The organism is Aeromonas sp. S12(2024) (assembly GCF_041402305.1).
Classification (GTDB): Bacteria; Pseudomonadota; Gammaproteobacteria; order Enterobacterales; family Aeromonadaceae; genus Aeromonas; species Aeromonas veronii.
Genome location: NZ_JBGLRB010000025.1, coordinates 1 through 13,850, shown reverse-complemented (window position 1 = coordinate 13,850; position 13,850 = coordinate 1). Strand labels below are relative to the sequence as shown.

11 protein-coding genes and 1 pseudogene are annotated in these 13,850 nt (G+C 58.6%); 3 read left to right on the top strand and 9 right to left on the bottom strand.

Annotated features, from left to right (window positions below; genetic code table 11):
* The 5 genes from ACB035_RS19065 to ACB035_RS19045 all read right to left on the bottom strand — a co-directional run bounded on the left by ACB035_RS19065 (position 1) and on the right by ACB035_RS19045 (position 4,871).
* A complete protein-coding gene (locus ACB035_RS19065) occupies positions 1 to 702 on the bottom strand; it encodes an ABC transporter ATP-binding protein (protein ID WP_371167927.1) in 702 nt (233 codons plus the stop codon).
* A gap of 16 nt (positions 703 to 718) precedes the next feature.
* Positions 719 to 1,492: a high-affinity branched-chain amino acid ABC transporter ATP-binding protein LivG gene (gene livG, locus ACB035_RS19060; protein WP_219296971.1), complete on the bottom strand. Its 774-nt coding sequence runs from the start codon at positions 1,490 to 1,492 to the stop codon at positions 719 to 721.
* Positions 1,489 to 2,757 carry a high-affinity branched-chain amino acid ABC transporter permease LivM gene (locus tag ACB035_RS19055; protein ID WP_064339037.1) on the bottom strand — a complete coding sequence of 423 codons (1,269 nt, stop codon included), beginning with the start codon at positions 2,755 to 2,757 and terminating at the stop codon, positions 1,489 to 1,491. Before ACB035_RS19055 ends, livG begins: the two co-directional genes overlap by 4 nt.
* Entirely contained in the window at positions 2,757 to 3,683 is a 927-nt protein-coding gene (livH, locus tag ACB035_RS19050; protein WP_005339439.1) for a high-affinity branched-chain amino acid ABC transporter permease LivH, read from the bottom strand. Before livH ends, ACB035_RS19055 begins: the two co-directional genes overlap by 1 nt.
* Positions 3,684 to 3,749: 66 nt before the next feature.
* On the bottom strand, positions 3,750 to 4,871 hold the full coding sequence (locus ACB035_RS19045) for a branched-chain amino acid ABC transporter substrate-binding protein (protein ID WP_371167926.1): 1,122 nt from the start codon (positions 4,869 to 4,871) through the stop codon (positions 3,750 to 3,752).
* A 434-nt stretch (positions 4,872 to 5,305) separates the two neighbouring features.
* Here ACB035_RS19045 and ACB035_RS19040 point away from each other — a divergent pair, with 434 nt between their 5' ends.
* The gene (locus ACB035_RS19040; protein ID WP_005355925.1) at positions 5,306 to 6,310 is read left to right on the top strand and encodes a substrate-binding domain-containing protein; all 1,005 of its coding nucleotides are present in this window, start codon (positions 5,306 to 5,308) and stop codon (positions 6,308 to 6,310) included.
* A 64-nt stretch (positions 6,311 to 6,374) separates the two neighbouring features.
* Here the strand turns inward: ACB035_RS19040 and ACB035_RS19035 are convergent, their stop codons facing one another.
* Entirely contained in the window at positions 6,375 to 7,700 is a 1,326-nt protein-coding gene (locus ACB035_RS19035) for a 6-phospho-alpha-glucosidase (RefSeq protein WP_232489819.1), read from the bottom strand.
* Positions 7,697 to 9,286, bottom strand: a pseudogene (locus ACB035_RS19030) (alpha-glucoside-specific PTS transporter subunit IIBC). The gene ACB035_RS19035 and the pseudogene ACB035_RS19030 overlap by 4 nt, the downstream one beginning before the upstream one ends.
* A 282-nt stretch (positions 9,287 to 9,568) precedes the next feature.
* On the opposite strand from ACB035_RS19030, the gene ACB035_RS19025 reads away from it, so the two are divergent.
* Both ACB035_RS19025 and ACB035_RS19020 read left to right on the top strand, forming a co-directional pair.
* Complete coding sequence (locus tag ACB035_RS19025) at positions 9,569 to 10,273, top strand: GntR family transcriptional regulator (RefSeq protein ID WP_005357335.1); 705 nt, start codon at positions 9,569 to 9,571, stop codon at positions 10,271 to 10,273.
* A 219-nt stretch (positions 10,274 to 10,492) separates the two neighbouring features.
* Positions 10,493 to 12,757 (top strand): methyl-accepting chemotaxis protein, encoded by a 2,265-nt coding sequence (locus ACB035_RS19020; protein WP_371167925.1) that lies wholly within the window; start codon positions 10,493 to 10,495, stop codon positions 12,755 to 12,757.
* A 74-nt stretch (positions 12,758 to 12,831) separates the two neighbouring features.
* On the opposite strand, the gene ACB035_RS19015 is transcribed toward ACB035_RS19020, so the two are convergent.
* Positions 12,832 to 13,326 (bottom strand): DM13 domain-containing protein, encoded by a 495-nt coding sequence (locus ACB035_RS19015; protein WP_371167924.1) that lies wholly within the window; start codon positions 13,324 to 13,326, stop codon positions 12,832 to 12,834.
* Positions 13,327 to 13,439: 113 nt separating this feature from the next.
* Complete coding sequence (locus tag ACB035_RS19010) at positions 13,440 to 13,739, bottom strand: EAL domain-containing protein (RefSeq protein WP_371167936.1); 300 nt, start codon at positions 13,737 to 13,739, stop codon at positions 13,440 to 13,442.
* Between the last annotated feature and the right edge of the window lie 111 nt (positions 13,740 to 13,850).

The window sequence follows — 13,850 nt, the reverse complement described above, 5'->3', positions numbered from 1 at the left end:
TTAACCGCCCAGATAGGCCTGCCGCACTGCCGGGTTGGCCAGCAGGGCGGGGCCCGTGTCTTGCAGCACCACGTGGCCGTTCTCCAGCACATAGCCGCGGTCGGCCAGCTTGAGCGCCTGGTTGGCGTTCTGCTCCACCAGAAAGATGGTCATCCCCTTCTGCCGCAACTGTTCGATGGTGTCGAAGATCTGCTGGATGACGATGGGGGCCAGCCCCAGCGAGGGTTCATCCAGCAGCAGCAGGCGCGGCTTGCTCATCAGGGCGCGGCCGATGGCCAGCATCTGCTGCTCGCCGCCGGACATGGTGCCCGCCCGTTGTTGCAGGCGCTCGTGCAGGCGCGGGAACAAGGTAAACACCTGATCCAGCAGGCCATGCTGCTCGGCCTTGTCGACGAAGAAGGCACCCATCAGCAGGTTCTCCTCCACCGTCAGGCGGGCGAAGATACGGCGCCCCTCCGGCACCACGGCGATATCCTTGCGCATGATGCGGGCGGTGGTGAGGGAGCTGATCTGTTCCCCCTCAAACCAGATGGAGCCGCTGCTGGGCTTGGGTTCGCCGCAGAGGGTCATCAGCAGGGTGGTCTTGCCTGCGCCGTTGGCGCCGATCAGGGTGACGATTTCCCCCTCTTTCACCTCGACGCTGACATCGTGCAGTGCCTGAATTTTGCCGTAGTGGGTCGATACGTTGCGAAGTTCTAACATCGTGACTCCTTGGGTCCTACGATTCGCCCAGATAGGCCTTGATCACTGCCGGGTTGTTACGGATCTCATCCGGCTTGCCGTGGGCCAGCGGGGTGCCCTGACTGACCACGAAGATGCGGTTGGAGATGCCCATCACCAGCTTCATATCGTGTTCGATCAGCAGCACCGAGACCCCGAATTCGTCCCGCAGGCTCATGATCAGCTCGTCCAGCTCGTCGGTCTCCTTCGGGTTGAGACCGGCGGCCGGTTCGTCCAGCATCAGCAGCTCGGGACGGGTCGCCATGCAACGGGCGATCTCGAGCCGGCGCTGCTGACCGTAGGCCAGGTTGCCGGCGGCGCGGTTGGCAAGATCCTTGAGGCCCACTTTATCCAGCCAGAAGGCGGCCCGCTCCAGCCCCTCCTGCTCGGCACGGCGGAAGGCCGGGGTCTTGAACAGGCCGGCGATAAAGCTGGTGTTGAGGTGCTGGTGCTGGGCAACCAGCAGGTTCTCCACCGCCGTCATCTCCTTGAACAGCCGCACGTGCTGGAAGGTACGCACAATCCCCTTGCGGGCGATGAGATGGCCGGGCAGCCCCTGGATCTCCTCACCCTTGTAGCGGATGATGCCGCCGCTCGGGCAGTAGAAGCCGGTCAGGCAGTTGAAGATGGTGGTCTTGCCTGCGCCGTTGGGGCCGATGATGGAGATCACCTCACCCTTGTCAATATCCAGCTTGACCCCGTTGACGGCCAGCAGGCCGCCAAAGCGCATCGACAGATCAGAGACTTCCATTAACTTCTGATGTGTACTCATTTCTTCAACTCCAGATGCGGACGGGTCATCGGCAGTAATCCCTGTGGCCGCCAGATCATCATGAACACCATCAAGAGGCCGAACATCAGCATGCGGTACTCGTTGAATTCGCGGGCCAGCTCCGGCAGCACCGTCATCACGATGGCAGCCAGCACCACCCCGATCTGGGAGCCCATGCCACCCAGCACCACAATGGCGAGCACGATGGCCGACTCGATAAAGACGAAGGATTCCGGGCTGATAAAGCCCTGCCGGGAGGCAAAGAAACTACCCGCAAAACCGGCGAAGGTAGCGCCTATGGTGAAGGCGGTCAGCTTGATGATGGTGGGGTTGAGCCCCAGCGATTTGCAGGCGATCTCGTCCTCCCGCAGCGCTTCCCAGGCGCGGCCCAGTGGCATGCGCAGCAGGCGGTTGATGACGAACAGAGTCACCACCACCAGCACCAGCGCCATCAGGTAGAGGAAGATCACCTTGTGGTTGGCGTTGTAGGTAATGCCGAAGAAGTTGTGGAAGGTATCAAAGCCCCCATCCTTGACGGTGCGGTTGAACTCCAGACCCCCCAGGGTCGGTTTGGGAATGCCGGAGATACCGTTGGGGCCGCCGGTCAGGCTGGTCATGTTGTTGAGCAGAATCCGGATGATCTCGCCAAAACCCAGGGTGACGATGGCCAGATAGTCTCCCCGCAGCCGCAGCACCGGGAAGCCGAGCAGGAAGCCGAACAGGGCCGCCAGACCACCGGCGATGGGCAGGCACTCCCAGAAGCTCAGTCCGAAGTAGGTGTTGAGCAGGGCATAGCTGTAGGCACCGACCGCGTAGAAGCCGACATAGCCGAGATCGAGCAGGCCGGCGAGGCCGACCACCACGTTCAGCCCCAGCCCCAGCATGATGTAAATCAGGGTGAGGGTGGCGAGATCGATGGCGCCGCGAGAAGCCATAAAGGGCCAGCTCACCGCGAACAGCAGCACCAGCACGGCGGTGAGGTTATAGAGCTTGGGCGCCTCTTCCGGGCTCGGCAGCACCAGCTTGGTAAAGCCGACCGAGAAGCCGCTGATGGAGGCCTGAAACAGCTTGGCAATCTGGCCGCGCAGCATCTGGAACCAGAAAACGAGGGTGGCCCCCCCCAGCAGCCAGGCCAGCGACACATCGAGGCGGCTCACTACCTGCAGGCTGGAGCCATCGGTCTCCAGCTTGAAGCCGAGCAGCCAGAAAGAGAGCACCAGCAACACCAGGCTGGCGATACAGGCGTGGATAAATTGATGTTTCATCACACTTTCTCCACTTCCGGACGGCCCAGAATGCCGGTCGGCATAAAGAGCAGCACAAAAATGAGCAGGGCAAACGCCATCACATCCTTGTACTCGGTGCTGAGATAACCGGCGGTGAGCGCTTCAACCACGCCGAGCAGCAGGCCGCCCAGTACGGCGCCCGGAATGCTGCCGATACCACCCAATACAGCGGCAGTGAAGGCCTTCAGACCGGCCATAAAGCCGAGGTAGGGGTTGATGACGCCGTAATACATGCCGAGCAGCACCCCGGCGACGGCGGCCAGCGCGGCCCCCAGCACGAAGGTGATGGAGATGACTACATGGGTGTCTATCCCTAACAGGTTGGCCATCTTGATATCTTCCGAACAGGCGCGGCAGGCGCGGCCCATGCGGGAGCGGCCGATGAACTGGGTCAGCGCCAGCATGGTGATGAAAGTCACCACGAAGATGATCAGCTGCATATAGGAGAGGCTGGCCTGAAAACCATCCTCACCCCCCAGGGTCCAGCCACCTGAGATCAGGCTGGGCATGGCGATATCCCGTGAGCCCTGAGCCATCCGCATCATGTTCTGCAGGAAGATCGACATGCCGATGGCGGAGATGAGAGGGATCAGCCGGTTGCCACCGCGCAGTGGGCGGTAGGCGACCCGCTCGATGCTCCAGCCATAGGTGCCGGTGATGATGATACTGACCAGGAAGGCGCCTCCCAGCAGTAGAAAGGTGCTGTCGATGCCCATCATCATGAGCCCCGCCATCACCATAAAAGCGACATAGGAGCCGATCATATACACCTCGCCGTGGGCGAAGTTGATCATGCCGATGATGCCATAGACCATGGTGTAGCCAATGGCGATCAACGCATAGGTGCTGCCTATGGTTAATCCGTTCAGCAGTTGCTGAACCAGATAGAGGAGGTGTTCGGACATACTGCGTTCCCTGTACTTGCCCGCAAAGAGAGGAGGGGGTGAGCGTACTCACCCCCGATCGGCAGATTATTTGATTTGGCTGGAAGTACCGTCAGCGTGCCACTGGAACACACCGAATTCGAAGCCTTTCAGGTCACCGTTCGGTGCCCAGGTCAGGGGGCCCATCACGGTATCGATCGGCGCAGCCTTGATGGCGGCGGCAACGGCAGCCGGGTCATCTTCACCCGCCTTGGCGATACCGGCTGCCAGGGTTTGCACCGCGGCATAGGTAGTCCAGACGAACGGGCCGGAGGAGTCCTGACCCTTGGCCTTGAACGCCGCTACCAGCGGGGCGTTGGCAGGCACCAGATCGTATTTGTTCGGCAGGGTCACCAGCAGGCCTTCGGAAGCCGGGCCACCAATGGCGGAGATATCCTTGTTACCCACCCCTTCCGGGCCCATGAACTTGGCTTTCAGCCCCTTCTCGCCAGCCTGACGCAGGATCAGACCCAGCTCAGGGTGATAGCCGCCGTAGTAGACGAAATCGACGTTCTCTTTCTGCAGTTTGGCGATCAGGGCGGAGAAGTCCTTGTCACCGGCGGTGATCCCTTCAAAGGCCACCACTTTCACGCCAGCCTTGTCGAGCGCCGCTTTGACGCTGGAGGCGATCCCTTCACCGTACTGCTTCTTGTCATGGATAACGGCGACGCGCTGGGGTTTGACCTGCTCGATGATGTACTTGGCGGCAGTTGGGCCCTGATCGCTATCCAGGCCGATGGTGCGCAGGGTCAGCTGGTAACCGCGCTCGGTGATCTTGGGGTTGGTGGAGGCGGGGGTGACCATCAGGATCCCCTCGTCTTCATAGATGTCGGAGGCGGGCAGGGTGTTGTCGGAGCAGAGGTGGCCGACCACGAACTTGACGCCATCGTTCACCACCTTGTTGGCAACGGCCACCGCCTGTTTGGGATCGCAGGCATCGTCATAGACGACTGCTTCGATCTGCTTGCCATTGAGGCCGCCAGCCTTGTTGATCTGCTCTACCGCCATCTTGCCGCCGGTGAACTGCATGTCCCCGTACTGGGCAACCGGGCCGGTAACCGGGCCTGCGATACCTATCTTGATGGTGTCTGCCGCGTGGGCGATGGAGATCGATCCAAACAGAGCCAAAGAAACCGCTGCGCCAACTGTGATTTTGCTCAACTTATGCATTGATTCGTCCCTTAATCAGTGGATTGTTTCATTTCCGTGTACCATTCCGGATCTACATCCCGTGCATCCGGCTATAGGTATGGTTCTATCATTCCTCACGGGGCAATAACAAGCTGTTAAAGATACTAACCAGAGGGGGTTGGATGGGCGGATTTTGAAATAAATGACCTGTTATTTTCAGCTAATCAGAGCTTAATTTTGATTTGTTGACTTAACATCTTGGTAACGAGATGCGATTCTGACAAACGCCAGAGGATTAATCTGGCGATATTTTACTCTGACAGCGCTCCCATTTTGACCACAATCCATTTGCGCAAACAGAAATGAGCGCCTAAATTAGCCGGCATTGACAATTCCGTGGCAGAGCTCGTTAAAACCAAGCCTTTATTCGGGAAATCTGCTAATGTTCCGCCTTTGACAGTCAGGAGACAGAGATGGCCACTATCAAGGATGTCGCCTCGCGCGCAGGCGTATCCATCTCCACCGTCTCACATGTGCTCAACCACACTCGGCGGGTCAGCGAAGACGCGACCCAGAAAGTGATTGAGGCGGTGGCAGAACTCAACTACGCGCCCAACTCGGTAGCGCGCAGTCTTAAAATAAATTCGACCAAGACCATTGGTATGCTGGTCACCACCAGCGTAAACCCCTTCTTCGCAGAAGTGGTGCAAGGGGTTGAAGCGTACTGCTTCGAACAGGGCTACAGCCTGATCCTCTGCAACACCGAAAACCAGCCGCCTCGCCAACAGCATTACCTGAGAATGCTGATGGAAAAACGGGTGGATGGACTGCTGGTATTGGGTACCGATATCGACACCCCGTTGCGCGACATGCTGCGCATCCACAAGAACGTGCCGCAGGTGGTACTGGATTGGGGCACGGAGTGCGATTTCGCCAACGTCATCAACGACAACGCCCGCATCGGCGCCCGCATGGCCGTACGCCATCTGCTGGAGCTGGGGCACCGCGACATCGTCTGCATCACTGGCCAGCTCTCCAAGCCGACCACCCAGCAGCGACTGGACGGGGTACGTGATGCGCTGGGCGAGCACGGTCTGACCCTTAAAGATGAACAGGTCTTCGAAGGGGACTACGAGAGCCAGAGCGGCTTCGATGCCATGCAGCGTATCCTGGCCCTGCAGCCTCGTCCGACCGCGGTCTTTGCCTTCGACGACCCCATGGCGATCGGCGCGATTTGCGCTGCCTGGGAAGCGGGAGTCAAGGTGCCGGACGATATCTCCATCATCGGCTACGACGATGTGGAGATGGCGCGCTTCTCCAGCCCGCCGCTGACCACCATCCGTCACCCGAAGGCCGAACTGGGCCAGCTGGCGGTGAAGCATCTGGTCAGCCGGATCCGCAACAAGGAGCTGGAAGTGGAATCGATGACAGTACAGCCCGAGCTGATCGTCCGTCGCTCGGTCAAACCGTTGCGTTAATCCGCACCCGTTGCCAACACGAAAAACCCCCTCTGTCACGAGGGGGTTTTTGTTTATGGGCGGTTTATTTCAGTTCCGGCCAGTAGGCTTTGTTGGCCTTTATCAAGTCATCGAGAATGGACTTGGCCACCGATGCACTGGGCACTGTCTTGGAGAGGGTGATGGCTTGCCACAGCTTCTGGTAAGAGTGCTCGACCCAGGCTTCGACCACCAGTTTCTCGACCGCGACCTGCTGACCCATCATGCCCTGCTGGAACAGCGGGATGCTGCCCACTTGCAACGGCTCTGGCCCGCTGCTGCCGACCAGGCAGGGGATCTCGACCATGGCTTCCGGGTCAAAGTTGGGGATGGCGCCGCGATTGGGAACGATCAGCAGCATCCGCTCCTGAGTGTTGAAGGCGATGGCGGTTGCCAGGTCAACGATATAGGAGGCGTGTTCATCGATCTCCAGCTCGCCCGCTGCTGAATTGCCTGCCTTGACGATGTCGGTACAGGCGGTGAAGACCTGCTTCTCGCGGTGCTCCATCACCTCGTTTGCGCGGGTGTGTTCCGGGTTGGAGTGGGCCACCACATAGTCCGGGTAGAGGTAGTACTTCAGATAGGTGTTGGGCAGGGTATCCGGGTCGAGCGCCCACACATCCTTTGCCTTGGCGAAGGTATCGTTCCAGCTTGCTTCGGCATGGCTGGCGCTATTGGGCACATAGCCGTGGCGGGCGACGTGCTCCTTGATCTTCGGCATCAGGTCGTTACCTTCCAGATCCTCGATTCGGGTCCACCAGCCAAAGTGGTTGAGGCCGTAATAGCGTACCCGCATCTCTTTGCGGGATTTGAGACCGGCAATCTGGGCCATGCGCCCCTCGATCCCGATCGGCATGTCGCAGATGTTGAGGATTTTGGCGTTGGGACGCAGGCGACGGGTCGCTTCGGCCACAATGGCGGCCGGGTTGGAGTAGTTGAGCATCCAGGCATTGGGTGAGTACTGCTCCATATAGTCGACCAGCTCCAGCACTCCGCCGATGGAGCGCATGCCATAGGCTATACCACCCGGGCCGCAGGTCTCCTGACCGACCACGCCATGACGCAGCGGGATCTTCTCGTCCAGCTCGCGCATCGGATATTTGCCAACCCGGATATGGGCCATGACGAAATCTACATCGCTAAACGCTGCTTTGGGGTCGGTGCCATAGCTGAAGGCGATCTCGGGAGCCTTCTCTTTCAGCAAGATTTTGCAGGCTTCGGCGATGATCTCCTGACGGGCACCATCGTTGTCGTAGAATTTGATCTCCTTGAGCGGGAAGCGATGTTGATTTTCCAGCAACATCAGAACGATACCAGGAGTAAAAGTGCTGCCACCACCGGCAATGACTACAGAGAATTTTTTCATGATCATGACTCCATTACTAAAGACGATTGTTGATGACTGTTGTTCATAATCGATTCCATATTTTCACGTACCTGAGGTACATGCAGACCGATAATTACCTGGATACTATCGCCATGGCGGACGACACCATGGGCCCCTAATTTAATAAACTCCTCATCTGCAGCGGCTAGCTTGCTGTTAACCAGCGATATTCTTAAGCGGGTGGCACAATTATTCAGACTGCGTATATTTTTGACTCCACCAAGCGCTTCGATAATTTGTGTTGCACTATCACTGCCACGCTGGTTTTTGGCTGCCTGATAATCTGACTTGGAATAAAACTTTATTTCACTGTCTTCCCGCCCCGGTGTTTTAAGATTGAGTCTGATAATCAGCGCGCGGAATATCAGGAACCAGATTCCGGTAAAGACCAACCCGATAGCGATCTGGGTGAACATCATTCCCGCATGGTTGTGGAACATGGGTATCCAGTTCTGCGGCAGGAACTGGTCGAGCAGACCTCCACCCATGTTGCCGACCACACCAAACAGGTACATCACAGTCGACATGGTGGCTGCCAGCAGGGCGTGGATGGCAAACAGCAGCGGCGAGATGAAGAGGAAGGTGAACTCCAGCGGCTCGGTGATACCGACCAGAATGGCGGTCAGGGTGGCCGGGATCAGCAGGCCTGCCACCTTGGCCTTGTTCTCTTTGGCTGCCGTGGCATAGATGGCCAGAGCAATCCCCATGGCACCGAAAATCTTCGAGTTGCCGTGCAGGGCAAAGCCACCCTGAGGGAACTGTTCAATCAGCGGGCGAGTGCTCTGGCTGAACTCCAGCATGTGCTGTGCCCAATAGAGCTGAATGCCCCCCTCTACTGCCGCTGGACCGAAGATGAAGGGGCCGTAGATAAAGTGATGCAGGCCGGTCGGGATCAAAATCCGCTCGAGGAAGGTGTATACCCACACCCCGACCGGACCCGAGACCAGCATGAAATTCTGCAGGGAGGCGATGCCCATCTGTACTTTTGGCCAGCCAAGCAGGGTCAGCCAGGCGCAGGGGATCATCACGAAGAAGGCGACAATGGTGACAAAGGAGCTGCCCTGAAAGATGCCGAGAAAGACCGGTAGCTGGCGATCAAACAGGCGGTTGTGCAGTGCCGTCACGATGCCGGAGATGACGATGGCCCCTATGATGCTGGTATCCAGGGTCTTGATCCCCGCCACCATGGCGAGGCCACTCTCACCCCCCACATCCTGACTGAAGTCGACCCCGAAATAACTGCCCCAGGTCATGCCCATGGCGTTGATAAAATAGTTCTAGGTCATGAAACTGACCAATACAGCCAGACAGGCTCTGGCTTGTGCCTTATTTGCCAGGCCGATTGGCAGGCCAATCGCAAATATAAGCGGCATATTCCTGAATACTGTCCAGCCACCCTCTTCAATAATATGGATGATCTGGAAGAATAATCCTTGTTGGTTTGCCAGTGATTCACCGACAAACATCGGGTTTTTCAGCATAATTGCAATGCCTACTACCATACCTGCAAAAGGAAAAAGCAGTACAGGAGTGAACATTGCTCCGCCAAAACGTTGAATTTGACTGAGCATATATTGTCCCTTGGTTGAAATAGCTAATCGAATCCTTGCCGGTGTTGCCAGATGCAAATTAGCAACGATAAAAAGAGACCTCATGAAGTATCTTGGAATAATGTGATCTGACGCATGCAGTTATTTAGACAAAGATGTCTAATTTTTGCGATATTGTTGTACCTCTTGGTTTCGTGATGTTCTTGCAGCTTTAGTTGAAAGTTAAGTTATTGTTTTTAAGCAATTTAGCCACTTGATTGAGAATAAGATGGTTGGCGTTGTGACCACAGGAGATGTCTAGCAGTGATCTATAAATCGGTGGCTGATCGACTCAGGATCAGGGTAAACGGTGCCGAGTGCCGGGTGGGAGATGTGTTGCCGGGCGAAAAAGCGCTGGCAGAACAGTATGGTGTCTCCCGCATGACCATTCGCAAAGCGGTAGACATGTTGATCGAGTGGGGATTGGTCGAGCGGCGCCACGGCAGCGGCACCTATGTGACGAAAAAGGATGTCCAGCATGAGACCAAAGGGCTGAGCGGGTTTACCGAACTGATGCGCGAGCAGGGGCGCACGTTGACCAGCCAGGTGTTGGAATTTCGCACCATGCCTGCGCCACCGGCCATCGCCAGTCAGCTGAGGGTGAAGGTGAATGAACCCGTCTATTACTCCAGCCGGATCCGCTCGGTGGATGGTCGGGCTCTGCTGCTGGAAGAGAGCTATATGCCGGTCAGACTGTTTCGCAATCTGTCGGTCGCCCATCTGGAAGGGTCCAAATTCGACTACATCGAACGGGAGTGCGGCATCGCGATTGCGGGTAACTATGAGTGCTTCAGTGCCGTGCTGGCGGATCGGGTTACTGCCGAGCTGCTCCATATCGAGCAGGGGGCCCCTATCCTGCGGCTCACCTCGCTCTCATACAGCGAGAGCGGAGAGTTCCTCAACTACTCCATCATGTTCCGCAATGGTAACGACTACCATGTCGACTACCACCTGCACCGTTTTCGTTAATCCGCTCGCCAGCCTGCGGGTTGGTTATTGGCTGGATGCAGGGCCTCTCACGAAGCAGGGAATGGCCCTCTATCTGGTGGATATTCCCCCCGTTTGACCCACCTCGCATTTTGCTTGTTAATCGTTTGATCAATATCAACAAAGGGTTAAGTTCTGATGGACTCCCGACTTAACCGTTCCATCCTGTAGGTTGGATATGACTGTCAAGGATGGTGTCTTATGTTCCCCCCTCGCAAGCTGGGTCACCAGATCACGCTGCTGGCAATCGGCGGCATCGTATTGCTCGCCGTGGTGCTGCTTACCTTTAATCTGTTTGAAAATCGCCAGCGGGCGCTCGCGGCCGAGCAGGCTGCACTGCGGAGCCAGCTCCAGAACGTGGAAGCGGTGATCAAAAACACCAGCCATGAAACCGTGCTGGCGGCGACCCTGATCGCCCAGCGGCCGGATGCAGCAAAGGCGGTGGCCGACAAGGATTGGCAGACCCTCGCCAATCTGTTTGATCCGCTCTGGCCCGCCATCAAGGCGCAGGGGATCGAGCAGTTCCAGTTCCACCTGCCGCCAGCCACTTCCCTCTATCGGGTACACAAGCCTGAAAAACACGGTGATGACCTCTCTGCCATTCGCCCCACTGTGGTTGAGGTGAATCGCGAGCATCATGCCGTTGGCGGACTGGAGATTGGCGTGGCTGGTACCGGTTTGCGCGGGGTCGTGCCGGTCACCTTCAACGGGCAGCCGGTTGGTTCGGTGGAGTTCGGTCGTGCCCTGGATGAAAAGCTGTTTGGCCAACTGCTGGACAAGCAGGTGCAGCTCGCCATCTATCTGTTTGAGCAGGGCAAGCTGGTGACGCTGGTTGGCACATCCCGGCTTGGTGAGGTGATGGAGTGGTATCAGCCGGTACTGGCCGGTGAGGAACGCTTCGTCAATATGACGCAACAGGGGAGTGATTTGCTGGTGATGGCGGCACCCCTGCGCGATTACTCCGGCAAGGCGGTCGGTATCATCGAGTTGACTCGGGATCACAGTCTGGTCGCGGCCGATCTGGCGCGTCAGGGCTGGCAGATGGCGATCATCTCTCTGATAGGGGCTCTGGTGATTGCCATGGTGATGGCGTTCGCACTCAATCGCATCAATCGACCGCTGCTCGACAGCGTCAAGGCGCTGGAGGCGCTGGCCAATGGCTCCGGCGATCTCGGCAGCAAGCTGCCGGTGGCGGGGCCGGAGGAGATCCGCCGCCTCGGGTCGGCGTTCAATGGCTTTGTTGCCAAGATCCGCGACACCATCAGCCAGCTCACCGCCACTCTGGGGGAGCTGGCTGGCGAGAGTGAGCGGTTGTCGCGCAGTGCGGCCGGCAACCTTGGTAGCATGACGCGCCAGCAGGAGCAGACCACCCAGCTCGCCACCGCGATGACCGAGATGACCAGCACGGTACACGAGGTGGCCAACAACACGGCACAGGCGGCCGAAGCGGCCAACGAAGCGGACAATCAGGCGGTCACCGGCGATGAGGTGGTGCAGCAGAGCGTCAACATGATCGAACAGCTGGCGGAGGAGATCGCCAGCGCGGGCAACACGGTGAAAGAGGTTGCCAAGGCCAGCGAGCAGATTGGCTCGGTGCTGGCGGTGATCCAGTCCATCGCCGAGCAGACCAACCTGCTGGCCCTCAACGCTGCCATCGAGGCGGCCCGGGCCGGTGAACAGGGTCGTGGTTTTGCGGTGGTGGCCGACGAGGTGCGCTCGCTGGCCGGGCGCACCCAGCACTCCACCGCCGAGATCCGCGGCACCATCGAGCAGTTGCAACGGGCGGTGGGCACCACGGTGACCATGATCGAACACAGCGTCTCGCGGGCCGGGGAGTCGGTGGAGCGGGCCAATCAGGCGGGAGAAGCCCTCGGCCGGATCAAGGGGGCGGTCAACAGCATTCGCGACATGAACACCCAGATCGCCGCGGCCTCGGAGGAGCAATCCTCGGTGAGCGACGAGATCACCCGCAATATCGTCAGCGTCCACGAGATCTCCCAGGCCACCACGCTGGTGGCGCGGGATACCGCCCATATCGCCAGCCATGTGGCGACCCTGGTAGACAAGCTGGGGGATCTGGCCGGGCAGTTCCAGGATGGTTCCAACGTGCGGATGGTGCTGAGTCGCGCCCGTGCCGCTCACATGGGCTGGAAGACCCGTGTCCGAGCCTATCTGGATGGGCAGGAGGGGCTGTCGCGCAGCGAGGCGGTCAGTGACAAGGAGTGCCGCCTTGGTCACTGGTACTTCAGTGAAGGGCAGGCATGCTGCGGCGATCAACCGGCCTTCAGGGCGATGGCCGCCCCCCACGCCAGACTGCATCAGGTGATCCAGCAGGTTATCGAGCTGAAAAATCAGCACAAGCATGAAGAGGCTGAGGCGCTCTACCGCGAGATCGAGCAGAACTCAGAGCAGGTAGTGGGCTGCATCGATCAGCTGCTGCGGGAGATGACCACGCCGGAGCGTTAATGACGAGCGGGCAGGATAGCAAAAGGGCTGGCAGCGATGTCAGCCCTTTTTCATGGTGCGGGTCTGGGGCGAGGTTACTGCTCCGGGCGCAGATCCTGATAACGGGCGGCGGTGATGAACTGGCCGAAGGTTTCACACCAGACGATCACGCTGCTGTAGCGGGCCGGATCGAGCGTGGCGGGCAGCGGCACGATAAAGTTGTCGAAGGTCTTCACCGGCCCGACTCGCACCATCTGATCCTTGAGGCGGGCAAAATCGGCTTCGGTCTCGACAAACTCGGGGGAGAGGTAGAGCTGGTAGTCCGGCCCGGGGGCCAGCTTGCCCATCAGGCTGACGGCATCCGGCCCTATGCTCACCTTGCCCTCCCCCCAGTGCAGACGATCGCTGTCTTTCAGATCCCGGCGAAAGGTGCCGTGGAATCTCGCCTGCTGCTGGCTGGCCGCGACCAGCTCGGTATCAGGGGCGGGGGGCGCGATCAGGATCGGCAGGGTGTAGACACCAGCGGCAAAGCCTGCCGCCGCGACCAGCAGATGGGTGCCCAGCAGCAGGGCCATGGTTTTGCGTTTCATGATATCTCGGTCGTTGATGAACAGGTGCCAGCATCATAGCAGTGGTGCTGGCTAAAGCGCTTGTCGTCCAGCGCAATGGAGCCGGATGTTTGCACAGCCGCGGTTGATATGGCTTACAGGTTGGCGAAATCTACCTCGGGCAGGGTTTCAAAGCCGGGGCGGGCGAACAGGTAGCCCTGCATCAGGCTGACGCCCATCTCCCGCAGGCAGGCCATCTCTTCGCGGGTCTCGACCCCCTCCGCCAGCGGGGTGATCTGCAACTCGGCAAGCAGGGCCAGAGAGTGGCGCACAATGGCTTGCCGGGTCGGGTCATGGTCGATGCCGCGCAGTAGGTGCATATCGAGCTTGACGATGTTGGGGTGAAAATCGGCCAGCAGGTTGAGGCCCGAGTAACCGGCGCCAAAGTCATCGATTGTAGATTCAACCTGTCAACGCAACACCCTTTTCAATAACTTCTTTAGGTGTTTTAAATTTCAGGGTCTTCCTCGGCCTGCTGTTTAGTTGGGCTGCAACCTTATCCAGCT